The organism is Burkholderia sp. Bp9099, from assembly GCF_003857805.1.
Lineage (GTDB): Bacteria > Pseudomonadota > Gammaproteobacteria > Burkholderiales > Burkholderiaceae > Burkholderia.
In genome coordinates this window covers 132,081-155,128 of record NZ_QTPU01000018.1, presented here as the reverse complement: position 1 = coordinate 155,128, position 23,048 = coordinate 132,081, and the positions used below count along the sequence as shown (strand labels likewise).

Sequence of the window (23,048 nt, the reverse complement as noted above, 5' to 3'; positions counted from 1 at the left end):
CATCCGTACGATCAGTCCGGCTTGCGCTCCGGCGCAACGGGCGGCGGCGGCTCGGCCGGCGTGCCGGCGGCGTGGTCGCTGTTCTCATCGTTCTCGGGCGCAACGGGCCGCGAACCGTCGTCATACGCGACGAGGCTGCGCTGCGGATTCGCGATCCGGATTCCGCGTTCGCGGAACAGCACCGCGATGCGCCGATTGAATTCGCGCTGCACGCCCCAGCGCGCCGAGTCCTTGCACTGGATCTGTCCTGCCAGCGCGATCGCCGCGCCGTCGACCTGGTCGATGCCCCAGTAGCTGAAGTCCGACAGGATGCCGTCCTTGTAATCCGGATCGTCGCGCAACGCGGCGCCGATCTCCTTCAGTGTCGCGATCGCGCGATCGATGTCCTGGCCGTAGGCAATGCTGACCTTGACGGCCGCGTTGCCGAGCCCGCGATTCGTATTGTTGACGGTCGTCACCGAGCTGAACGGGATCGTGTACAGCGACCCGTCGCCCGCGCGCAGCCGCACGGTGCGGATCGACAGATATTCGACCGTGCCGGATACGCCGGCGAGCGTGACCCAGTCGCCCACCTGCATCGCGTTCTCCATCAGCAGGAAGATCCCGGTGATGAAGTCCTGCACGAGCTTCTGCGAGCCGAAGCCGAGCGCGACGCCGAAGATGCTGGCGCCGGCGAGCAGCGGACCGATGTTCACGCCGATTTCGCTGAGGCCGGTCAGCACGACGACGAGCGCGATCATGATGAACAGCAGCGAACGCAGCATCGGCAGCAGCGTGCGCAAGCGCGCCGCGCGCACGAGGTTGCCTTCGCGTGTCCACTGCTGCAGGCGGCGCTCGATCGCGATGTTCGCGGCTTCCCAGACGATCAGCGCGACGACGGCTGCAATCGCGATCGTGATCAGCGCCGACGCGAGCCGATGGCCGATCGTGCCGGTCGCGAACGCGTGGAAGATCGGCACGCCCCAGGTCTGCAGCAGCAGCACGACGGTCACGACGGCGATCGCCGCCGACACGACCTGGCGCACCAGCGGGTAGTAGCGGTACGCGTGCAGGTGGACGAGCGTGCGGTCGTCGTCGCGGCGCTGGAACACCCGCGCGAGCGCGCCGAACACGACGATCGACACGATCCGCATGCCGATCATCACGGCGATCGAGCGGCCACCGAGCGTGATCAGCACGCGGTAGCCGTTGTGGACGTCGAGCGCCCACACGAACCACAACGCCATCACGACGAACACGGACACGGGTGCCCACGCGTCGGCAAGCGCGTTGCCGACCATCGCGAAGGCCGGCCGATCCTCGCCGGCCGCGCGGATGCGCGCGGCGACCGGCTGGCGGCACCGGAGGATCAGCGCCGAGATCATCAAGTGGCCGACGAGCGCGACCGCCTTCAGCAGCGCGACGTGACCGGCGTCGCTGAGGCCGAAGCTCGCGGCGATCTCGACCGCGGCCGTGCTGGCGCCGACGACCGTCACGATCCGCGCGATCGCGCGCTGCGCGAACGCGGCCCATGCGTCGCTGATGTGCAGCAGCCGCAGCTGCCGCGCGTCGGGCTGGAAGAACAGCCGGCTGACGATCGTCACGAGGCGGCAGATCACGTAGATGTCGATCAGCGATTCGAGTGCCGTTTGGGTCGGCGTGCCGGCGCCGTCGAGGACCGACATCGTCAGGCTCGCGACGCCGACGAATACCAGCAGCGGTATCACCCGCAGTGCGAGGCTGACCAGCGCGCGCGGCATCCGGCGCAGCAGCGTGGTGTGGCGCCGCGCATGGCCGCGACCTTGCGACGACGTATCGGGCGTGCCGGTGCCGTCGGCGCGGGCAGCGGTGGCGGCCGGTTCCGGCGTCGAAGCGCGGTCGCCGGGACCGGGCGGTTCGGGTTCAGCTGAATCGGCGTCGGCATCTGCATCGGCATCGGCATCGGCCCGGCGCGACGATTCGGTGCGGCGCGCGCTCAGCGCGGCCAGCGCGCGCCGCAGCAGCCGCTTCGCGAACCATTCGACGGCGAGCGCGGGCACGAGCACGGCGAGGATGATCAAGATCGCGCGCGTGAGATCGGCACGTTGGTCGGCGCGTACGAGCCGCTCGTGCCACCAGTTGCCGACCGAGCCGACGTCGAGCAGCGAGCGCAGCGATTCGTTCAGCGCGCCGCCGATTTCACCGGCCCAGCGCGATCCCTGCCGCACGAGCATCGACGCGAGCCCGTTCGTCGTGAGTGCGGCCGGAGCGGTGCCAGCCGATGCCGCGCTGGCCGGCGCCGCGGCGCTCGCCGCGAGCGCGGGCGTGCTCAGCACGCCGACGGCCGCGATCGCGCGCAATGTCGTTTCGACCTGCTCGCGCTCGCGCGGGTTTTGCAGGACGGAGAGGGCCTGCTGCGCCTGCTGCGGCGTCAGCGCGGGCACGGCGCCGGAGGCGGCCGAGGCGGCGGCCGGGGCAGGGGCGGCCGCGTGGGCGGCCGATACGACGGCGGCGAGCAGCCAGCCGAGCAGGAAATATCGCATGGGTAGGCGTGCGGGCGCGCATCGGAACGTGACCCGCCGGTCTGGACGATGGACGGAAGTTAACATGATTGCCATCGGAACCGGATAGTTCCGTCGACGAATATTCGAATCGGGCATGCGGCAGGCGGTGCGGGCGTTTGCGCGCTGCCGTGCGGTTCCTTTCGCGTGGCGGTGTCTAGCGCCGGCCGTTCACGATCCATGATGAGGGCGGGTCGTCGGGTGTTGGCATGCGGTCCCGCCGCAAGCGAAAGCGCAGGATCGGGAACGAAACGTGCTCGCCGGTGACTCGATGGATGGCCAACCGTGGCTTCGACTGTGGGCCATGGGTGGAGAATTCCGGATTCCTGATGAATCAACCGCGATCGTCGTGAAAGACCGGCAATACATGCTCGGCGATTTCCTCGATGACCTCGCGCACGGGCCGGTCCGAGCCGGGATTCAGCGTGACGTGGTGCGTGCCGGCTGCCCGCATGTCCCGCAGGATGTCGATGAGCGCATTCCGACCGGTCGCATAGCCGAGCGGCAGCGCGGTGGGCGGTGCATCGCGATTCGCATCGAGATCGAGCCGCATCGATACGCCGAACGCGCGAAAGCCCGGCGGTGCAAGCCGGTCGACGGCCGCGCGCCACATTGAATAACGAGCGCGCTGCGTGTCCGGGTCGCGATGATAGGTCATCCAGCCGATCGCGTTCCGTGCGATCCAGTCGACGCTCTGTCCGCCGGAGCCGACGGCAAGCATCGGCACCGCGTCGTCGCCGAGCGGCAGCAGCGTGAACTCGGGCGCGTCGGGTGGAGTCTCGTCGGGCAGCACACGGGACGGCACGCCGAGCGCGGCCGCGACGATGTCCCAATGCCGGCGATACCGGTCGCGCCGCGTTTGCGCGTCGACGCCGAACGCCGCATATTCGGGTGGCCGGTCGCCCGAGCCGAGGCCGAGGAGGAAGCGCCCGCCGGACAGCGTCGCGACCGACAGCGCGCCTTTCGCGATATGCAGCGGATGACGCAGCGGCAGCACGATCGCGCCGCTGGCAAGCACGATCCGGCGCGTGCGTGACGCGAGCGCGCCGAGCAGCACCCACGGATCGAGATGCCCGACCGGGTCGGGATAATCGGCGCTGTTGAGCGGCACGTCGCGAACCCACAGTGCGCGAAAGCCGAGCGAATCGGCCAGCGCCGCGAGTTCGAGCTGCTCGTTGAAATCCGCGACGGTACGGCCGCTGCGCAGCAGCGGCAGCGTCAGGCCGATCGACAGCCGCTCGGCCGAGAAGACGCGCCGCGCGACGTCGGCGCGGCCGGAGGCGGGCAGGGTCATGTCCATTCCTTGGAGACGGGGCGAAGCCGGTGCGCGCGCCGCACCGTGTCCGAATGCTAACGTGTTTGCGCGCCGCCTGCGGCGCGCGGCGGTATCGGCGATTCCGGCATGATCGGCACCGTCGGTCATCCGGCAATCAATCAGCATGAACGTACGTCGGCGCGTCGTAGCCGGTCTTGCGGCGAGCAGCGTGCTGTCCGTGGTTGCAGGCGGTGCTCGCGGGTTCGACGAGCGCGTTCGACCATGCATGCGCGGCCAGGGTCGCACGACTGACTGTAAGCGGATCGTCGGCATCGAACCGACGCAAACGCGCCGCCCGCGCACGCGTCACATGCGTGCAACACCGGCGTCGCATCCGGTGCGATCGATCGCGCGGGCCGTTTCCCCTCGTTTCACTTTCGAAACGTTCACGCCTGTCTGTCGCCGTGCGATTTGCATCGGGGTCGTTTCACGGCCCGCGCGGCCTTGCACGGCGAAGCATGGTGCGCTCCTTGCATGTCTGTATGCGCCGTGAGCGCGATCGCCGGGCGCAGCAGGGGCCCGGCCGTCGCTTCAGTAGGTCGGACGCATCGAAGACGGGGACAAGAGAATGAGAACAGACCGAATCGCAACGTGCCATGTTGCAAACATGAATCGCCGACCTGCCCGTGATTTCGCGTCGCCGTTGATTACGGCGACATGAGCGCGCGGCTTTTCGTTTCATCCGGACCCATCCGGTTCGTTCCGAACGACGACATGCAGGCGTGACGCACGAGGCCGACCCGTGCCGGTCGGCCGTCGGGGATGAACCGCCGGTGCGCGGATGGGCGACTATGACTTCCGGATCGTCATGCCGACGCGCGAAACGCACGCGCGCCGCACGCGAAGCATGCGTGCGTGTGCCGTGCGCCGTGCCGCGCGGCGATCCTCGCAAACATCAGGGCAATTTCAGGAATTCGAAGGTGTAGTCCCGGGGAAGGTCTGCCGGCGGCGTTGCGGCGGATCCGACGACATTGTGCTGTCAGTTGATCCACTACCCCGATGGATCAATTGTTGATGCGCCCATCGCCATGTGGTCGATGGGCGTCTTTTTTTGCGGCGCCGGTGTCGCGCGCGGACCGCCGGCCGGATCGCGCGGCGTTCTGTATCATGTGCTGGCGCGCCGGCCGCACGGCCGGCCACTGCGCCCGATCACGCGCCGCCAACATGAACGACATCGCCTTGCCCGACCCCTCATCCGCCGGCATCGAACCGGCCGCACTCGATGCGCTGCACGCGTTCGTCGAGCGCCATCCGCGGCTGCTCGTGCTGACCGGTGCGGGCATCAGCACGGATTCCGGCATTCCCGGCTATCGCGACCGCAACGGTCAATGGATGCGCTCGCCGCCGATCCAGCTCCACGAATTCCTCGGTTCCGACGCTGCGCGCCGCCGCTACTGGGCGCGCAGCATGATCGGGTGGCCCGTGGTGGGCCGTGCGCAGCCGAACCGCTCGCATGTCGCGCTCGCGCGGCTCGGCGGCACCGGCCGGATCGAGCGCCTCGTCACGCAGAACGTCGACGGGCTGCACCAGCGCGCGGGCAGCGGCGACGTGATCGAACTGCATGGCGGCATCAACGGCGTCACGTGCCTCGACTGCGGCGCGCATCACGCGCGCGCGACGATCCAGGCCGTGCTCGAAACGGACAACCCCGAGTTGCTCGGCGCGCACGCGGAACCCGCCGCCGACGGCGACGCGCATCTCGAATGGGCCGCGCTCGACACGTTCCGCATTCCTGCCTGCCCGGCCTGCGGCGGGCTGCTGAAGCCGGCGGTGGTGTTCTTCGGCGAGAACGTGCCGCGCGAGCGCGTCGCGCTGGCGTCGCAGGCGCTCGATGCGGCCGATGCGCTGCTCGTCGTCGGCTCGTCGCTGATGGTGTATTCCGGCTACCGGTTCTGCGTGTGGGCCCAGGCGCAGAACAAGCCCGTCGCCGCGCTGAACCTCGGCCATACGCGTGCCGATCCGATGCTGACGCTGAAGGTCGAGGCGCGTTGCGCGCCCGCGCTCGACGCGCTGAACGCGCGGCTGGGCGTCGCCGGCAGCGCGCCGGAGCACGCATCGTGACCGGGCCGACGTCGTCGTCGGATCCGTCCGCGCGGCTGTCGGCACCGGCGGCCGAGCGCAATCGCGGGCCGATCCTCGACGTGCTGCGCCGCGTGCTGCCGGCTACCGGCGACGTGCTCGAGATCGCGAGCGGCACCGGGCAGCATGCGGTCCATTTCGCGCAGGCGCTGCCGGGGCTGCGCTGGCAGCCGAGCGATCCCGACGCGCACGCGCGCCGCTCGATCGCCGCGTGGGTCGCGCATGCCGGCCTCGCGAACCTGGCCGAGCCGCTGGCATTCGACGTGCGCGACGCGTCGTGGCCGGCCGCGGCGTTCGACGCGATCGTCTGCATCAACATGATCCACATCTCGCCGTGGGCCTGCACCGATGCGCTGTTCGCCGGCGCGTCGCGCGTGCTGCGTCCGGGCGGCGTGTTGTTCCTGTACGGCCCGTATCGCCGCGCAGGCCGGCACACCGCGCCGTCCAACGAGGCATTCGACCAGCAGTTGCGCAGCCGCGATCCGTCGTGGGGCGTGCGCGATCTCGAGGCAGTCGTCGCGCTCGGCCTCGACCGCGGGCTCGACTGCATCGAGGTCGTCGACATGCCGGCGAACAACCTGAGCGTCGTGTTCCGGCGCCTGCCGCACGCGGAGCAATGACACGCAAGCGCGCATCGCGGCCGGGTTTCCACTATCCTTTCGCCTGTGCGCGCGGCCCGGCTCGGGTCGCGCCCCGTTTTTTCCGGAGAATTGACTAATGGGCAAACAAGCAATCGGTGTGATCGGGCTGGCGGTGATGGGCCGCAATCTCGCACTCAATATCGAGAGCCGCGGTTACGCGGTGTCGGTGTACAACCGCAGCCGCGAGAAAACCGACGAACTGATCGCCGAATTCCCCGGCCGCAATCTGGTGCCGACCTATACGCTCGAGGAGTTCGTCGCGTCGCTCGAGACGCCGCGCCGGATCCTGATGATGGTGAAGGCCGGCGAAGCGACCGATGCGACGATCGCATCGCTCAAGCCGCTGCTCGAGAAGGGCGACGTGCTGATCGACGGCGGCAATACGCACTTCACGGACACGATCCGCCGCAACCAGGAGCTCGCGCAATCGGGCCTGCATTTCATCGGCACCGGCGTGTCGGGCGGCGAAGAGGGCGCGCTGCGCGGCCCGTCGATCATGCCCGGCGGCCAGCGCGACGCGTACGACCTGGTCGAGCCGATCCTCAAGCAGATCGCCGCGAAGGCGCCGTCGGACGGCGAGCCGTGCGTGGCGTACATGGGGCCGGACGGTGCGGGCCACTACGTGAAGATGGTCCACAACGGCATCGAGTACGGCGACATGCAGCTGATCGCCGAGAGCTATGCGGTGCTGAAGGACGTCGCGGGCCTGACCAACGACGAACTCGGCGCGGTCTACACCGAGTGGAACCAGGGCGAACTCGACAGCTACCTGATCGAGATCACGTCGAAGATCTTCGGCAAGAAGGACGAAGAGACCGGCAAGCACCTCGTCGACGTGATCCTCGATCGCGCCGCGCAGAAGGGCACCGGCAAGTGGACCAGCCAGAACGCGCTGGACCTGGGCGTGCCGCTGCCGCTGATCACCGAGTCGGTGTTCGCGCGCGTGCTGTCGTCGCTGAAGACCGAGCGCGTCGCGGCCAGCAAGATCCTGTCGGGCCCGGCCGCCGCGCCGTTCGACGGCGATCGTGCCGCGTTCGTCGAAGCCGTGCGCCGCGCGCTGTACCTGAGCAAGGTGATCTCGTACGCGCAGGGCTTCGCGCAACTGCGCACGGCATCCGAAGAGTACGGCTGGAACCTCGATCTCGGGACGATCGCGAAGATCTTCCGCGCGGGCTGCATCATCCGCGCGCGTTTCCTGCAGAAGATCACGGACGCGTACGCGAAGGATCCGGCGCTCGCGAACCTGCTGCTCGACCCGTACTTCAAGGACATCGCCGCGAATTACCAGGCGTCGCTGCGCGACGTGGTGGTGGCCGCGGTGAAGGCAGGCGTGCCGGTGCCGGCGTTCGCGTCGGCGGTCGCGTACTTCGACAGCTACCGTTCCGAGCGGCTGCCGGCGAACCTTGTGCAGGCGCAGCGCGACTTCTTCGGCGCCCACACGTTCGAGCGTACCGACAAGCCGGGCAGCTTCCACGCGAACTGGTCGTAACCGGCAGGCGAGGACGGTATTGTTGCGAAATTCTATTCCTTGAGTAGGGTTTTTCGTTCCCGGATCCCGCAATTGTTGGTTCCGAGGAAACAGTGTTTTCGCTCTTTCATGGTTTTCCCTAGGTGATCTCGGGGCTAAACTTTGTTCCATCGCTGCAGACATGGTGTGTGCGGCGGAGCAAAAAAATCCCGGAGGTAATCATGAAATCGCTGATCGCAACGTTCGCTGCAGCTGCCGTCCTCGCCGTTCCCGCCGTCTCGTTCGCCCAACAGAACGCCCCCGTCACCCGTGCGCAGGTGAAGGCCGAACTGGCCCAGCTGCAACAGGCCGGCTACAAGCTGGGCAGCGACCGTACCGACTACCCGGCAAGCATCCAGGCAGCTGAAGCCCGCGTAAACCCGCAACAGAACGTCGCCGCTGCCGATACGAGCGGCTACGGTGCGCAACCGGCCGCCCAGCAAGAATCGGGCGCCCCGGCCGCTGCCAAGACCGGCTGGCAGGTCAAGCGCGTGTCGGACGGTGCACCGGTCTACAAGGGTCGTTGAGCGTCATCGATCGCCGGCCGCATGGGCGGCCTGATCTGACCCCTGCGCAGTACACACAGCCCGTCGTTCCGAATCACGGAACGACGGGCTGTATTCATTGGCGGCGCCCGCCGCGTCAGTGCAGCGGCCGCGGGCCGCGGCCGATGTCCCGGAACAGCGCGTCGCCCGGTTCCAGCGCCTGCAGCCATGCTTCGTCGTAGCCGCTCAGCGTGTCGAGCGCATCGCGCAGCCGCTCGATTGCGAGTACCGGCAGCTCGACGCTGTGCCGGGTAGCGCCGCTCAGGTGCGCGACGCTCGCCAACTGGACGAGGGCGTCCGCGGCTTCGGCGACGTCCGTCGCGAACAGCAGGTGCCGGTTGAGCAGTTCGACGAGGCCGCTGGAACCGGCGAAATCCTCGGCGTTGAGCTGCACGGACAGAAACGTCGCATTGTTCATGGTTTTTCTCCTCGTTATCGCTGGAACGTGTGGTGCTCCTCCGAGTATAGGAGGCGGCCGGCAGCGGGGCGGCGCTCATGGGCGCGATACGGCTGCCCGCCGCGGGACGGCCGGCCCGAAGTCCGCGGGACACCCTGCGCGGCGCGGCCCGCAGCCCGCCGGTACCCGTTCGTGGCGCCGCAAGATTGTTGCCGGCTGGGGCTCCTGCCGCGGTCCTGACCGCGACAAATGGTATCTTTGCCGGTCGGGACGACGCAGAAATGGCGCGAAAAAGGGGCCGGTGAGCCCTTTCGCGTCGACGTCCCGCGGTGGAAACTGACGGCCGCGAGAGCGGTCGGATACTGGTTGGTCCGGCCGTTCGGCCGGACATCGTGCGTCGCACGCCGGAGGGCGGTGGGCGGCGCAACGACGCAAATCCGGGAGGACCCTTGAGAAAAACGATTCCGATCCACGATGCGCTCACGCGCTGGTTGCCGCAGGCGGCGTTCGTCGCCGCGGCCGCCGCGCTGACGGGCTGTACGATGACGCCGTGGACCGACAGCTGGCAGCCGGTGCGGCCGTCGACGCCTGCGTCGGTCGCCACGCCGGGCGTGATCGCCGGCTATTACCGCGTAAATCCGGGCGACACGCTCGCCGGCATCGCCGCCGCCTACGGGCAGCGCGTGCAGGACCTGGCCGGCTGGAACCACATGTCGCCGAATGACGCCGTGTATCCCGGCCAGGTGCTGCGCGTCGCGCCGCCGCCTGCGGCGACGTCGCTCGGGCAGCCGTCCGCGGCGGCCGCGCAGCCGGGCTCGCTGGCATGGCCGGCCATGGGTATCGTCGCGACGCCGTTCTCGGCCGGCAAGACGCGCGGCATCGTGATCGCCGCGTCGGGGCCCGACCGTTCGGTGCGGGCCGCGGCCAACGGGCGGGTGGTGTACGCCGGCTCCGGCGTCAAGGCGTATGGCCCGCTCGTGATCCTGAAGCACGACAACGGGCTCATCACGGCCTACGGGCACAACGGCAGGCTGCTCGTCAACGAAGGCGACGCGGTGCGCGCGGGCCAGCCGGTCGCCGAGATGGGCACCGACGCGAGCGGCCGCGCGACGTTCGAGTTCGAAGTCCGGCAGAACGGCAAGGTCGTCGACCCGATGAACTTCCTGCCGCGCAACGGCGGCTGACACGCCGCTTCACGACGTGTGCGCCGTGCGGCGCACACGCTCCCGCTCCGGCCTTCACCCTTCCTCGAGCGCCGCGGCGTCGGACTGCCTCGCATGATTGCCGAGCCAGCGGATGCCTAGCGCGAGCCCTGCCGCGCCGAGCGCGATCAGCGAGCACTGGATCGCGACCGGCAGGTAGCCGTGCGGCCGCGGATCGACGAACGGATAGGGATACCAGTTCTCCAGCGCGCCGCGCACGAGCGTATAGGCGAGATAGATGACCGGAAAGCCGAGCCACGCGACCGCGCTGCGCCACGGGATCGGCGAGCGCGGCTCCACGTACAGCCAGTCGCACAGCACCACGAGCGGCACGATCCGGTGCAGGACCCAGTTGTTGAGGGCCGGCGTGACGTGGCGCAGCGCATCGAGCCGTGCGAGCAGCAGTTCGTAGACGATCGCGGTGATCAGCACGTAGAGCACGGCGGCGCCGCGCATCGATTCGTAGCGGGCCGAGCCGGGACGCGTGATGCGCGACAGCCCCGCGACAAGCATGGCCGCTGCATACAGGCTGCTCAGTTGGGTGAAGTAGCTGAGGTAGTTGCCGAGATGGAAGGCCGGCATGCCCCAGTTGCCGGCGACGCTGTGCAGCGTGGTGGACACCGCGAGCAACGCGGCGATCAGCCGGTAGGCCGCAACGAAGATCGCTTTGCTCATGATGCCCGCGCAACGTCGCACCAAAGCTTCATCGTGCCACAGCCGCGCACGCGCGCGATGCGGATTTTCCATATGGCGGCACCGTGGAACGGGCCGCGCGGATTCGTCGGATATTTGATCCGGTCGCACAACGCCGGCCACGCGCGAGGCTACAATCGGGGCAGCCGCCGGGCACCGGCCAGCCCGGCACGGGCCTCCCCCGCATACCACACGAGAAACACGAGACAACGCATGAAAAACATCCTCGCGAAACAGACGCGCTACAGCGCGCCCGCAATTTTCTTCCACTGGGTCATCTTCCTGTTGGTGGCACTCGCCTACCTGGCCATCGAGATTCGCGGACCGAAAGGCAGCGACAGCCGCGTGTTCTGGATGAACGTGCACTTGCTGGCAGGCACGTTCGTGCTCGTGCTGTCCGTGCTGCGCGTGCTGTGGCGGATGATCAGCCGCGTGCCGGACCCGATTCCGCAGGCGACGCTGCTCAAGTGGCTGTCGATGCTCGCCCATGTCGCGCTGTATGTCTTCATCATCGCGCAGCCGCTGCTCGGCATCATGCTCGTCAACATGGGCGGCAAGCCCGTGTCGCTCGACTGGATCGGCGTGTCGTTCACGCTGTTCGGCCCCGACAAGGCGCTGCGGCCGACGATCAAGGAAGCGCACGAACTGATCGGCAACGCGTTCTACTTCGTGATCGGCCTGCATGCGCTGGCCGCGCTTTACCACCACTTCATCCGGCGCGACGACGTGCTGCGACGCATGGCGCCGTGATCGCCGCGCGCTGAAGCCGCGCAGCATCCGGGGGCGCATGGTTGTTGACGCAACCATGCGCCCCCGATCCGTTTACCCCGATGCGCGGCTGGCCATCGCGGCGAACATTCTGTAACATCTCGGCTGTTTTTACGTTCCGCTTACGCATCGCCGCGCATGCTGCACCGACATCGTCACCTGACCGCCTGGCTCGGCGTGTTCGCGATCTGGCTCGCGATCGCGGCGCCGCTGGTGTCGCAGTGGCGCATCGCGCAGGCGACGACTCCCGACGCAATCGTCTGTAGTGCAGAGCATGGTGCGCACCGTGCGCCCGATGCAGGCCACGCGCACGATTACGCGCGGCATCTCGATGCGTGCGGCTACTGCGGCTTCTTCGCGCACAGTCCAGCGATCGGCGGCGCGGCCGCCGTATCGTTCGCCTTCGTCCCCGCTCATGCCGTTTCCGCCGCCGCGCCGCATGCCGTCGCGGCGCGCGCCGACCGCTACCCGCGCGCATATCCACGCGCACCGCCCGAGCGCGCCTGACGCGCTGCCTTCCGTTTCTTTCATCGCCGATATCCGTGCGGTCCGTCGAGGCCGCGTGGAGGGCGTCACTCGGGCTTTCGATCATGACCATTCTTTCCTTGCGCGCGCCGAGGGCGTCGCGCCATTCCCGTGTGCGGCGCGTGCCGCGCATGCTGAAACTCACCGTTCCCGCGCTCGCCGTCGGCGCGATGACCGCGGCGGCGGCCGCGACCGAATCCGCACGTGCGTCCGGGGCGCCCACGGACGACGCGGCCACGCTGCTGCCGCCCGTCGAAGTCGTTGCGTCGCCGCTGACGACGCCGCTCGTCGTCGTCACGGATCCGAAGACGCCGCGCCAGCCGCTGCCGGCGAGCGACGGCGCGGACTACCTGAAGACGATTCCCGGCTTCACGTCGATCCGCAGCGGCGGGACGAACGGCGACCCCGTGCTGCGCGGGATGTTCGGTTCGCGGCTGAACATCCTCGCGAACGGGATGCCGACGCTCGGCGCCTGCCCGAACCGGATGGACGCGCCGACTTCGTATATCGCGCCGGAAAGCTATGACAAGGTCACCGTCGTGAAGGGCCCGCAGACCGTGCTGTACGGCCCCGGCGCCTCGGCCGGCACCGTGCTGTTCGAACGCGTGACGCCGCGTTTCGAGCGTCCCGGCATGCGGTTCGACGGCAGCGTGGTCGGCGGCTCGTTCGGCCGCAACGACCAGAACGTCGACGTGACGGCCGGCACGCCGGACGTCTACGGCCGCGTGACCGCGAACCACGCGCATGCGCAGGACTACGACGACGGCAACGGCAATGCCGTGCCGTCGCAATGGGACAAGTGGAACGCCGACGCGGCGCTCGGCTGGACCCCCGACGATCACACACGCGTCGAGCTGACGGCGGGCACCGGCGACGGCTACGCGCGCTACGCCGGGCGCGGGATGGACGGCGCGCATTTCCGCCGCGAGACGTTCGGCCTGTCGTTCGACAAGCGGCATCTCGGCGACGTGCTCGACCGGATCGAGGCGCGCGTGTACTACAACGAAGCCGACCACGTGATGGACAACTATACGTTGCGGCAGCCCGACCCGACCAGCAGCATGCCGATGCGAATGGCATCCGAGGTGCGGCGCCGCACGCTCGGCGCGCGGGCGGCGGCGACCTTCCGTTTCGGTGACGACTTCAAGCTCGTGACCGGCGTCGACGCACAGTCGAACCGGCTCGACGCGCGCTCGGCGATGGGGCGGCAGAACTACGGCGACCAGCCGTGGAATGCGCAGGCGACGATGTGGAACGCCGGTGCGTTCGGCGAGCTGACGTGGTATGCGAGCGATGCGTCGCGCGTGATCGGCGGCGCGCGGGTCGACTACGCGAGCGCGCGCGACAAGCGTGCGACGACGAGCGGGATGATGGCGAGCAAGCCGAATCCGACTTTCGACGACGATCGCGCGCGCGTGCTGCCGAGCGGATTCGTGCGCTACGAGCGCGATCTCGCGTCGCTGCCGGTCACATGGTATGCGGGGATCGGCCATGCGCAACGCTATCCCGACTACTGGGAGCTGTTCTCCGCGAAGCGCGGGCCCGCCGGCTCGATCAACGCGTTCTCGGCAGTGCAGCCGGAGAAGACCACGCAGCTCGACATCGGCGCGCAGTACAAGAGCGATCGGTTCGATGCATGGGTGTCGGCCTACGCGGGATATGTACAGGACTACATCCTGTTCAACTACGCGGCCGGGATGATGGGAACGACCACACAGGCAACCAACGTCAACGCGCAGATCATGGGCGGCGAAGCCGGCGTATCGTGGCGGCCGGTCGCGCCGCTGCGCGTCGAGACGTCGCTCGCGTATGCGTGGGGGCGCAACGCGACGAGTGGCGATCCGCTGCCGCAGATGCCGCCGCTCGAGGCGCGCTTCGGGCTCGAGTACACGCGCGGCGCATGGTCGGCCGGCGGGCTGTGGCGGGTCGTTGCGCCGCAGCATCGCTATGCGGTGAACGAAGGCAACGTGGTCGGCAAGGACTTCGGCCCGAGCGCCGGCTTCGGCGTGCTGTCGCTGCATGCGCAGTACAACGTCAGCAAGAAGGTGCAGATCTCGATCGGCGTCGACAACGTGCTGGACAAGGCCTACACCGAGCACCTCAACCTCGCCGGCAACGCGGGCTTCGGCTATCCGGCGAACGCGCCGGTAATGGAGCCGGGGCGCACGGCATGGGTGCGCGTGAGCGCGAAACTGTGACGTGCGGCGCGCGTGTGCGATGCAGCATGCGGGCGCGTGAATGCAGCCCCCGCCCGAACGGGCGGGGCGCGTCAACCGATTAGAGAACCGTATCTAGTCAGGGCGCAAACGTTCGCGACTCGTGATTCACTCCCGCATTCGATGCACACGGTACCCGCGACCGTTCGCGACGTGCCGTGCGCGTCGATCCGATCTCATTCGCACCGGCAGCACAATAATCAGGAGAACATGCATGGCCAGATCGATGCGTTCCAGGATGGTGGCAGGGGCAGTGGCATGCGCGATGAGCGTCGCGCCGTTCGCGGGGACGGCCGCGGTGATGACGCTCGCGACGACGCACGCGGCGATGGCGGCAACCGCGCCGGCGGACAATTACGCGGCGACGCGTTACCCGATCATCCTCGTGCACGGGCTCACCGGCACCGACAAGTACGCGGGCGTGCTCGAGTACTGGTACGGCATCCAGGAGGACCTGCAGCAGCACGGCGCGACCGTCTACGTCGCGAACCTGTCCGGGTTCCAGAGCGACGACGGGCCGAACGGGCGCGGCGAACAGCTGCTCGCTTACGTGAAGACGGTGCTTGCCGCGACCGGCGCGACCAAGGTGAACCTGGTCGGTCATAGCCAGGGCGGCCTCACGTCGCGTTATGTCGCTGCCGTCGCGCCCGATCTCGTCGCGTCGGTCACGACGATCGGCACGCCGCATCGCGGCTCGGAGTTCGCCGATTTCGTGCAGGGCGTGCTCGCCTACGATCCGACCGGATTGTCGTCGTCGGTGATCGCCGCGTTCGTCAATGTGTTCGGCATCCTGACGAGCAGCAGCAACAACACGAACCAGGACGCGCTCGCCGCACTGAAGACGCTGACGACCGCCCAGGCCGCCGCGTACAACCGGAATTACCCGAGTGCCGGGCTCGGCGCGCCGGGCAGTTGCCAGACGGGCGCGCCGACCGAGACCGTCGGCGGCAATACGCACCTGCTGTATTCGTGGGCCGGCACGGCGGTCCAGCCGACCGTTTCCGCATTCGGCGTCACCGGCGCGACGGATACCAGCACGATCCCGGTGATCGATCCGGCAAATGCGCTCGACCTGTCGACACTCGCATTGTTCGGCACGGGCACGGTGATGATCAATCGCGGCTCAGGCCAGAACGACGGGCTCGTGTCGAAGTGCAGCGCGCTGTACGGGAAGGTGCTGGGCACGAGCTACAAGTGGAACCATCTCGACGAGATCAACCAGTTGCTCGGCGTGCGCGGTGCGTATGCGGAAGATCCGGTCGCGGTGATCCGCACGCATGCGAACCGGCTGCAGCTCGCGGGCGTGTGATCGATGACGACACGTGAAGGACGCGCGCCGCTCGCGCGGCGCGTCGTGGTCTACGGCGCGGTGGGGCTGGCGGCGATCGCCGGCGTCGCGATCTGGACCGGTACGGCATCGCATCGCGGTGCCGACGCGACGCATGCGTCGGCGGATGCCGCAGCCCTCGGCGGCGCGAACCCCGCGCTGTCGCAGCCCGCATTGCCGGCGAGCGCTGGCCTGCCGCCGCCGCTCGCCGGTTCCAGTGCGCCGCGGCTGCCGCTCGACACCGGCGGCCACCTCGCGAAGTCGCGCGCGGTGCGCGATTTCTTCGACTACTGCCTGACCGCGCGGAGCGACTTGAGCGCGCCCGCGCTCGATGCGCTCGTCGTGCGCGAGATCGCCGCCCAGCTCGACGGCACGGTCGCGCAATCCGAGGCGCTCGATGTCTGGCATCGATACCGCGCGTATCTCGACGCGCTCGCGAAGCTGCCGGAGGCGGGTGCGGTCGACAAGTCCGATCTCGGCGCGCTGCAACTCGCGCTCGACCAGCGCGCGTCGATCGCGTATCGGACGCTCGGCGACTGGAGCCAGCCGTTCTTCGGCACCGAGCAGTGGCGGCAGCGCTACGATCTCGCGCGGCTGAAGATTACGCAGGACCCTGCGCTGACGGAGGCGCAAAAGGCGGAGCGGCTCGCGGCGCTCGCGCAGCAGATGCCGGCCGACGAACGCGCGGCACGGCAGAAGGCTGACCGGCAGCAAGCCACGATCGACCAGATCGCGCAATTACGGAAGAGCGGGGCGACACCCGATGCGATGCGCGCGCAACTGACGCAGACACTCGGCCCGGAAGCCGCCGCGCGCGTCGCGCAGATGCAGCAGGAGGACGCGTCGTGGCAGAGCCGCTACGCCGACTATGCGGCGCAGCGTGCGCAGATCGGCGCGGCCGGATTGTCGCCGCAGGATCGCGACGCGCAGATCGCCGCGCTGCGTCAGCGCATGTTCACGAAGCCCGGCGAAGCGCTGCGCGCGGCGTCGCTCGACCGCGGCGCGGCTGCCGCGCAGTAGTGCGCGCAATCGCGCACGCGCTCATGCCGCGCGCGTGAAGCGCCGCGGCAGATGCTGTTCGATGGTGGCCGCGAGCGTGTCGAACGCGGGGCCGATGCGTTCGTGCGCGACGCATGCGTAGCCGAGCAGCAGCCCGCGCCGCGCGGTGTCCAGGCTGCTGTAGTAGCTGGTCAGCGGGCGTACGATCACGCCCGCGTCGAATGCGCTTTGCGTGACCGCGCGATCGTCGCACGTGTCGGGCAGGCCGAGCACCAGATGGAGTCCCGCCTCGTCGCCCATCACGGGCAGCGCGTCGCCGAAGCGCGCATGGATCGCATCGATCAGCAACTGCCGGCGCTCGCCGTACAGCGTGCGCATTCGCCTGACGTGCGAAGTGAGGTGCCCGTCCATGATGAACTCGGCCAGCACGGCCTGCTGCATCAGCTGGCCCTCGCGATACAGCTCCGACAGCCCGGTGCGGAACGTGTCGACCAGATGCTCCGGCACGACCATGTAGCCCATCCGCAGGCCCGGGAACAGCATCTTGCCGAGGCTGCCGACGTAGATCACGCGGCCGCCGTCGTCGAGCCCCTGCAGCGACGCGAGCGGGCGGCTGCCATAGCGGAATTCGCTGTCGTAGTCGTCCTCGATGATCCAGCAGCGGTGCTGGCGTGCGTACTCGAGCAGCATCCGGCGGCGCGCGAGGCTCATCACCATCCCGAGCGGATACTGATGCGACGGCGTGACGAGCACGAGCCGCGGCGGATGCTGCATGTCGCCCGCGCTCGGATCGAGGCCTTCCTGGTCGACCGGCACCGGCGTGAGCGCGAGGCCGGTCGCCTGCAGCACGCTGCGCACGCCCCAGTAGCACGGCTCCTCGACCCACGCGCGATCGCCGATATCGGACAGCAGCCGCACCGCGAGATCGATCGACTGGTGGATGCCGGTCGTGATGATCACCTGGTCCGGCGTGCATTTGACCGAGCGCGCGACGCGCAGGTAGTCGGCGAGCGCGCGGCGCAGCGGCCGGTAGCCGCCGCCCGGCGCATAGGTCAGCAATTCGGGATTCGCTTCCTTCCACAGGCGCGCCTGCAGGCGGCTCCAGGTGCGGCTCGGGAATTCCGACACGTCCGGCACGCCCGGCATGAACGCGCCCCACTGGCGCCGCGACACGCCCGCGTGCTCGATCAGCTGCCGGCCGCGCATCGACAGGCCGCCTTGTGCGTCCTGCTGCAGCGCCGCATCGGCATCGGACGGCGGCGGTGCGGCGGCGCCCGGCACGCGGATCGCGGCCGCGTCCGGCCGCGTGTCGGCCACGTAGGTTCCGCTGCCGGTCGTCGTCAGCACATAGCCTTCGGCCGTCAGCTGGTCGTACACGTGCAGCACGGTATTGCGCGCGATCGACAGGTCTGCCGCGAGCGTGCGCGAACTCGGCAGCTTTGTGCCTGGCCCTAATTCCCCGGTGAGAATGGCCTGCTGCATCAGTTGCAGCAGTTGGCGGTACATCGGCTCGGACGAGCCGCGGTCGAGACGGGCCGAGAGCCAGTCGCCCAGGATCACGGTATCCAAAGTGGTCCTACTAGGAATATTGAAATGGTTCCCTAGTATAGAACCGTGCGCGCCTTATAGTGGCTCGCATCTCAAAAACGTTTGTCGCGCAGCAAGGGGACAGCCACGATGAAGTCCGATGATGTGATCGTCAGCTTTCGCGGCGTGCGGAAGACCTACGACGGCGAGACGCTGGTCGTCAAATCGCTCGACCTCGATATCCACCGAGGGGAATTCCTGACGCTGCTCGGGCCGTCCGGCTCGGGCAAGACCACCTGCCTGATGATGCTGGCGGGCTTCGAGTTCCCGACGGGCGGCGAGATCCGCCTCGACGGGGAACTGCTGAATACCGTGCCGCCGCACAAGCGCAACATCGGCATGGTGTTCCAGAACTACGCGCTGTTTCCGCACCTGACGGTCGAGCAGAACGTCGCGTATCCGCTGACGGTGCGCAAGCTCGCGGCCGCCGAGCGCGCGGAGCGCGTCGCGCATGCGCTGAAGATGGTGCAGATGGAGCGTTTCGCGAAGCGCTATCCGGCGCAGTTGTCGGGCGGCCAGCAGCAGCGCATCGCGCTCGCGCGTGCCCTCGTGTTCGAGCCGAAGCTGGTGCTGATGGACGAGCCGCTCGGCGCGCTCGACAAGCAGTTGCGCGAACACATGCAGTACGAACTGAAGGCGCTGCACGAGAAGCTCGGCGTGACCTTCGTGTACGTGACGCACGACCAGGGCGAGGCGCTGACGATGTCCGATCGCGTCGCCGTGTTCGACAAGGGCATCGTGCAGCAGCTCGATACCGTCGACCGCCTGTACGAATCGCCGTGCAACGAATTCGTCGCGAACTTCATCGGCGACAGCAACCGGCTGCGCGGCACCATCGCGCGCGTCGACGGCGAATTCTGCGAATTCCGGCTGGACGACGGTACGCAGCTCGTCGGGCGCCGCATCGGCGACGCGGCCGAAGGCGCGCCGGCCGTCGCGTGCATCCGCCCCGAACGCATGAGTCTCGCGAACGGGCACATGAACGGCAGCACCGCCAACCGCGTCACCGGCGAGGCGCGCAGCCTCATCTATTTCGGCGATCACGTGCGCATGCGCTGCGCGCTGCCGGGCCAGGACGAATGCTTCGTGAAGGTGCCGCTCGGCACGGGCGCGCTCGACGCGTTCTCGCCCGGCGCGCCGGTATCGCTCGCATTCGCGCCCGAGCACCTGCGCGTGTTCGCCTGACACAGGGTTTTCCCGCTTTATCGCTGCACGTCGTCAACAACAACTGCCCACTTCCACCACGAGAGGAGAGGAACCATCATGAACGGAGCAAGCACTACCGCGCGTCGCACCGCGCTCGCACTGGCGCTCGCCGTCGTCGGCGCATCGGCCACGGCGGCCGAACTCACGGTCGTCAACTTCGGCGGCGCGAACGGCGACGCACAGAAGGCCGCATTCAACCAGCCGTTCGAGAAGGCGACCGGCAACAAGGTCACGGCCGTCGAGTACAACGGCGAGCAGGCGAAAGTGAAGGCGATGGTCGAGGCGAAGCACGTCAACTGGGACGTGGTCGAAGTCGAGTCGGGCGACCTGAACCGCGGCTGCGACGAAGGGCTGTACGAGAAGCTCGACTGGTCGAAGATCGCGAAGAAGTCCGACCTGATTCCGGAATCGCCGCAGGTGTGCGGCGTCGGTTTCTTCGTGTGGTCGACCGCGCTCTCGTACAACGCCGACAAGCTGAAGACCGCGCCGACCGGCTGGGCCGATTTCTGGAACGTGAAGAAATTCCCCGGCAAGCGCGGGATGCGCAAGGGCGCGCGCTACAACCTCGAGTTCGCGCTGATGGCCGACGGCGTCTCGACGAAGGACGTATACAAGGTGCTCGGCACGAAGGCTGGCCAGGATCGCGCGTTCAAGAAGCTCGACGAACTGAAGCCGTACATCCAGTGGTGGGAAGCGGGCGCGCAGCCGCCGCAGTTCCTCGTGGCCGGCGACGTCGTGATGTCGACCGCGTACAACGGCCGCATCGACGCCGCGCAGAAGGAAGGCAAGAACCTGAAGGTCGTGTGGAACGGCAGCATCTACGACCTCGACTACTGGGCGATTCCGAAGGGCTCCCCGAACAAGGCGCTGGCCGAACAGTACATCGCGTACACGCTGACGCCGAAGCCGCAGCAAGAGTATGCGCATCACATCGCGTACGGCCCCGCGAACGTCGCGGCGATCAAGTCGCTCGACGCGAAGACGCTCGCGAACCTGCCGAACTCGCCGGCCAACGGCAAGAACGCGGTGCTGGAGGACATCGGCTTCTGGACCGACCACAGCGACGAGCTCGAGCAGCGCTTCGCCGCGTGGGCGACGAAGTAACCGCTACTCAGGTGTCCTGATGCAACCTGCCGCGCGGCGCGTCGAACGCGTCGCGCGGCATTCCGCCGGATCGAGCCCGGCCGGAGAGAACCGTTGAACACGATGACGATCGCTCCTTCCTCGCCGTCGATAGCCGCGCTCAAGCGCGAGCTGAAGGCCGCCGAGGCCCGCAAGCGCACGATGGCGTTGCTGCTGATCGCGCCGCTCGCGATCTTCCTGCTGCTCATCTTCGTCGTGCCGATCGGCACGCTGCTCACGCGCGCGGTGCAGAACCCGGAGATCGCGACCGCGCTGCCGAACACGGTGGCCGCGCTGTCGGGCTGGGACCGCAAGACACCGCCGGCCGATGCCGCGTATGCCGCACTGGCGGCCGACATGACGAAGGTCGCCGACAGCGAGGCGATGGGCGCGCTCGCGCGGCGCCTGAACACCGAGATTCCCGGCTACCGCTCGCTCGTCGCGAAGACGGCGCGCGCGATGCCGCTAAAGGGCGAGGAGGGCGCGGGCACCGCGGCGCTGACACCCGCGCAGACCCGCGCGAAGCTGATCGACCTCGATTCGCGCTGGGGCGAACCCGCGTACTGGCAGGCGATCGCGAAGAACGGCAGCCAGGTGTCGCCGTTCTACCTGCTCGCCGCGCTCGACCACAAGCAGGACGGCTTCGGCCAGATCGTGCGGGCCGATCCCGACCAGTCGATCTATCTGGCGATCTTCGGCCGCACGTTCGTGATCGGCGTCGCGGTCACGCTGTTCGCGCTGCTGCTCGGTTATCCGCTCGCGTACTGGATCTCGACGCTGTCCGAGCGCCGCGCGAACCTCGTGATGATCCTCGTGCTGATTCCATTCTGGACCTCGGTGCTGGTGCGCGTCGCCGCATGGATCGTGCTGCTGCAGAGCGAGGGGCTGATCAACACCGCGCTGATCGGCGCCGGGCTGATCTCGCATCCGCTGACGCTGCTGTTCAATCGCGTCGGCGTGTACATCTCGATGACGCACATTCTGCTGCCGTTCATGATCCTGCCGCTGTACAGCGTGATGAAGTCGATCCCGCCGACCTACCAGCGCGCGGCCGTGTCGCTCGGCAGCCATCCGTTCGCCGCGTTCTGGCGCGTGTATGTGCCGCAGACCTATCCGGGCGTCGGCGCGGGCGCGCTGCTCGTGTTCATCCTCGCGATCGGCTACTACATCACGCCCGCGCTGCTCGGCGGGCCGAACGACCAGATGGTCAGCTACTACGTCGCGTACTTCACCAACGTGACGATCAACTGGGGCATGGCGTGCGCGCTCGGCGGGCTGCTGCTCGCGGCGACGCTGGTGCTGTATGCGGTGTACGGGCGCTTCACGCGCACCAACGTGAGCCTCGGCTGAGCGCCGGGGACAGGAAAACGGGAAGGGGAAGCCGACCATGAAACTCACCAGGCCGCTGTTTGCGCCGCACATGTCGTTCGCCGAGCGCGCGTGGTACGTCGCATTGCGCGTGCTCGTCGTGCTGACGCTGCTGTACCTGATCCTGCCGGTGCTCGCGATCGTGCCGCTGTCGTTTTCGTCGAGCACGTTCCTCGTCTATCCGATTCCGGGCTTCTCGACGCGCTGGTACGAGAACCTGATCGCATCCGACGAGTGGCGGATGGCCGCGAAGAACAGCTTCATCGTCGCGCCGTCGGCGACCGTCGTCGCGACCGTGCTCGGCACGCTCGCCGCGATCGGGCTCACGAAGGCGGATTTCCGCGGCAAGGGGCTGCTGATGGCCGTGCTGCTGTCGCCGATGATCGTGCCGGTCGTCGTGGTCGGCGTCGGCATGTACCTGTTCTTCGCGCCGCTCGGGCTCGCGAACACCTACACCGGCCTGATCGCCGCGCACGCGGCGCTCGGCGTGCCGTTCGTCGTGACGACGGTGGCCGCGACGCTGCAGGGCTTCAACCAGAACCTGGTGCGCGCGAGCCTGTCGCTCGGCGCGAACCCCGTCACGACGTTCTTCCGCGTGACGCTGCCGGTGATCGCGCCGGGCGTGATGTCGGGCGCGCTGTTCGCGTTCGCGACGTCGTTCGACGAAGTCGTCGTCACGCTGTTCCTCGCGGGCGCGGACCAGACGACGCTACCGCGCCAGATGTTCACCGGCATTCGCGAGAACATCAGCCCGACGATCGCCGCGCTCGCGACGATCCTGATCATCTTCTCGACGAGCCTGCTGCTCGCGCTCGAATGGCTGCGCGGCCGCAACGCGCGGCGCGCGGTGTCGTAACGGCGGCCGGATGCGTGACGTTGAGCCGGCTGCCGGGCCGGCGATCGTTGCGTTCTCGACGAAGCCGCGCACCTGATCCGGCGCGGCGAAGCTTTCGTTTCGCTGACTGACGAAGCGGTTGCCTGCACGTTCGATGCGGCTCTGCAACAATACGGCTCGTGGTGCCGCGCGTTCCG

General features: G+C 68.3%; 19 protein-coding genes. 14 read left to right on the top strand and 5 right to left on the bottom strand.

Annotation, left to right across the window (positions count from 1 at the left end; translation table 11 throughout):
- Positions 1-11 precede the first annotated feature (11 nt).
- The gene (locus DIE17_RS22100) at positions 12-2,501 is read right to left on the bottom strand and encodes a mechanosensitive ion channel domain-containing protein (protein ID WP_124486416.1); all 2,490 of its coding nucleotides are present in this window, start codon (positions 2,499-2,501) and stop codon (positions 12-14) included.
- Positions 2,502-2,853: 352 nt separating this feature from the next.
- A complete protein-coding gene (locus DIE17_RS22095; protein ID WP_185702607.1) occupies positions 2,854-3,813 on the bottom strand; it encodes an LLM class oxidoreductase in 960 nt (319 codons plus the stop codon).
- 1,185 nt (positions 3,814-4,998) lie between these two features.
- Here DIE17_RS22095 and DIE17_RS22085 point away from each other — a divergent pair.
- The 4 genes from DIE17_RS22085 (at position 4,999) to DIE17_RS22070 (ending at position 8,588) form a co-directional block, all read left to right on the top strand.
- Complete coding sequence (locus DIE17_RS22085) at positions 4,999-5,895, top strand: NAD-dependent protein deacetylase (RefSeq protein WP_124486414.1); 897 nt, start codon at positions 4,999-5,001, stop codon at positions 5,893-5,895.
- Positions 5,892-6,533, top strand: coding sequence for a DUF938 domain-containing protein (locus DIE17_RS22080; protein WP_124570558.1), 642 nt, complete (start codon positions 5,892-5,894; stop codon positions 6,531-6,533). The genes DIE17_RS22085 and DIE17_RS22080 overlap by 4 nt, the downstream gene beginning before the upstream one ends.
- 97 nt (positions 6,534-6,630) lie before the next feature.
- Positions 6,631-8,043 carry an NADP-dependent phosphogluconate dehydrogenase gene (gene gndA / locus DIE17_RS22075; protein WP_044845293.1) on the top strand — a complete coding sequence of 471 codons (1,413 nt, stop codon included), beginning with the start codon at positions 6,631-6,633 and terminating at the stop codon, positions 8,041-8,043.
- A gap of 200 nt (positions 8,044-8,243) precedes the next feature.
- On the top strand, positions 8,244-8,588 hold the full coding sequence (locus DIE17_RS22070) for a DUF4148 domain-containing protein (protein WP_044845294.1): 345 nt from the start codon (positions 8,244-8,246) through the stop codon (positions 8,586-8,588).
- A gap of 115 nt (positions 8,589-8,703) precedes the next feature.
- On the opposite strand, the gene DIE17_RS22065 is transcribed toward DIE17_RS22070, so the two are convergent.
- On the bottom strand, positions 8,704-9,024 hold the full coding sequence (locus tag DIE17_RS22065) for a hypothetical protein (protein ID WP_044845295.1): 321 nt from the start codon (positions 9,022-9,024) through the stop codon (positions 8,704-8,706).
- A gap of 428 nt (positions 9,025-9,452) precedes the next feature.
- Here DIE17_RS22065 and DIE17_RS22060 point away from each other — a divergent pair, with 428 nt between their 5' ends.
- Positions 9,453-10,187 (top strand): peptidoglycan DD-metalloendopeptidase family protein, encoded by a 735-nt coding sequence (locus DIE17_RS22060; RefSeq protein ID WP_124521934.1) that lies wholly within the window; start codon positions 9,453-9,455, stop codon positions 10,185-10,187.
- 54 nt (positions 10,188-10,241) lie between these two features.
- On the opposite strand, the gene DIE17_RS22055 is transcribed toward DIE17_RS22060, so the two are convergent.
- A complete protein-coding gene (locus tag DIE17_RS22055) occupies positions 10,242-10,880 on the bottom strand; it encodes a Pr6Pr family membrane protein (protein WP_124521933.1) in 639 nt (212 codons plus the stop codon).
- A gap of 231 nt (positions 10,881-11,111) precedes the next feature.
- Between DIE17_RS22055 and DIE17_RS22050 the strand changes: the two genes are divergently transcribed.
- The 5 genes from DIE17_RS22050 to DIE17_RS22025 all read left to right on the top strand — a co-directional run bounded on the left by DIE17_RS22050 (position 11,112) and on the right by DIE17_RS22025 (position 16,754).
- Positions 11,112-11,648 carry a cytochrome b gene (locus DIE17_RS22050; protein ID WP_124486410.1) on the top strand — a complete coding sequence of 179 codons (537 nt, stop codon included), beginning with the start codon at positions 11,112-11,114 and terminating at the stop codon, positions 11,646-11,648.
- Positions 11,649-11,804: 156 nt separating this feature from the next.
- Positions 11,805-12,173: a DUF2946 domain-containing protein gene (locus DIE17_RS22045; RefSeq protein ID WP_044845298.1), complete on the top strand. Its 369-nt coding sequence runs from the start codon at positions 11,805-11,807 to the stop codon at positions 12,171-12,173.
- An 83-nt stretch (positions 12,174-12,256) separates the two neighbouring features.
- Positions 12,257-14,389: a TonB-dependent copper receptor gene (locus DIE17_RS22035; RefSeq protein WP_124921300.1), complete on the top strand. Its 2,133-nt coding sequence runs from the start codon at positions 12,257-12,259 to the stop codon at positions 14,387-14,389.
- A gap of 232 nt (positions 14,390-14,621) precedes the next feature.
- Positions 14,622-15,716 (top strand): triacylglycerol lipase, encoded by a 1,095-nt coding sequence (locus DIE17_RS22030; RefSeq protein ID WP_124486408.1) that lies wholly within the window; start codon positions 14,622-14,624, stop codon positions 15,714-15,716.
- Between the two features lie 3 nt (positions 15,717-15,719).
- Positions 15,720-16,754, top strand: a complete 1,035-nt coding sequence (locus DIE17_RS22025) for a lipase secretion chaperone (RefSeq protein ID WP_124646436.1) — start codon at positions 15,720-15,722, stop codon at positions 16,752-16,754.
- 21 nt (positions 16,755-16,775) lie between these two features.
- Here DIE17_RS22025 and DIE17_RS22020 read toward each other — a convergent pair whose 3' ends face one another.
- Entirely contained in the window at positions 16,776-18,302 is a 1,527-nt protein-coding gene (locus DIE17_RS22020; protein ID WP_124521332.1) for a PLP-dependent aminotransferase family protein, read from the bottom strand.
- A 108-nt stretch (positions 18,303-18,410) separates the two neighbouring features.
- On the opposite strand from DIE17_RS22020, the gene DIE17_RS22015 reads away from it, so the two are divergent.
- From DIE17_RS22015 to DIE17_RS22000, 4 genes are all read left to right on the top strand, one after another.
- Entirely contained in the window at positions 18,411-19,505 is a 1,095-nt protein-coding gene (locus tag DIE17_RS22015) for an ABC transporter ATP-binding protein (RefSeq protein ID WP_044845303.1), read from the top strand.
- A gap of 78 nt (positions 19,506-19,583) precedes the next feature.
- Complete coding sequence (locus DIE17_RS22010; RefSeq protein WP_044845304.1) at positions 19,584-20,630, top strand: ABC transporter substrate-binding protein; 1,047 nt, start codon at positions 19,584-19,586, stop codon at positions 20,628-20,630.
- 93 nt (positions 20,631-20,723) lie between these two features.
- The gene (locus DIE17_RS22005) at positions 20,724-21,998 is read left to right on the top strand and encodes an ABC transporter permease (RefSeq protein ID WP_124921299.1); all 1,275 of its coding nucleotides are present in this window, start codon (positions 20,724-20,726) and stop codon (positions 21,996-21,998) included.
- Positions 21,999-22,035: 37 nt separating this feature from the next.
- Positions 22,036-22,872, top strand: coding sequence for an ABC transporter permease (locus tag DIE17_RS22000; protein WP_124646435.1), 837 nt, complete (start codon positions 22,036-22,038; stop codon positions 22,870-22,872).
- Positions 22,873-23,048 lie beyond the last annotated feature (176 nt).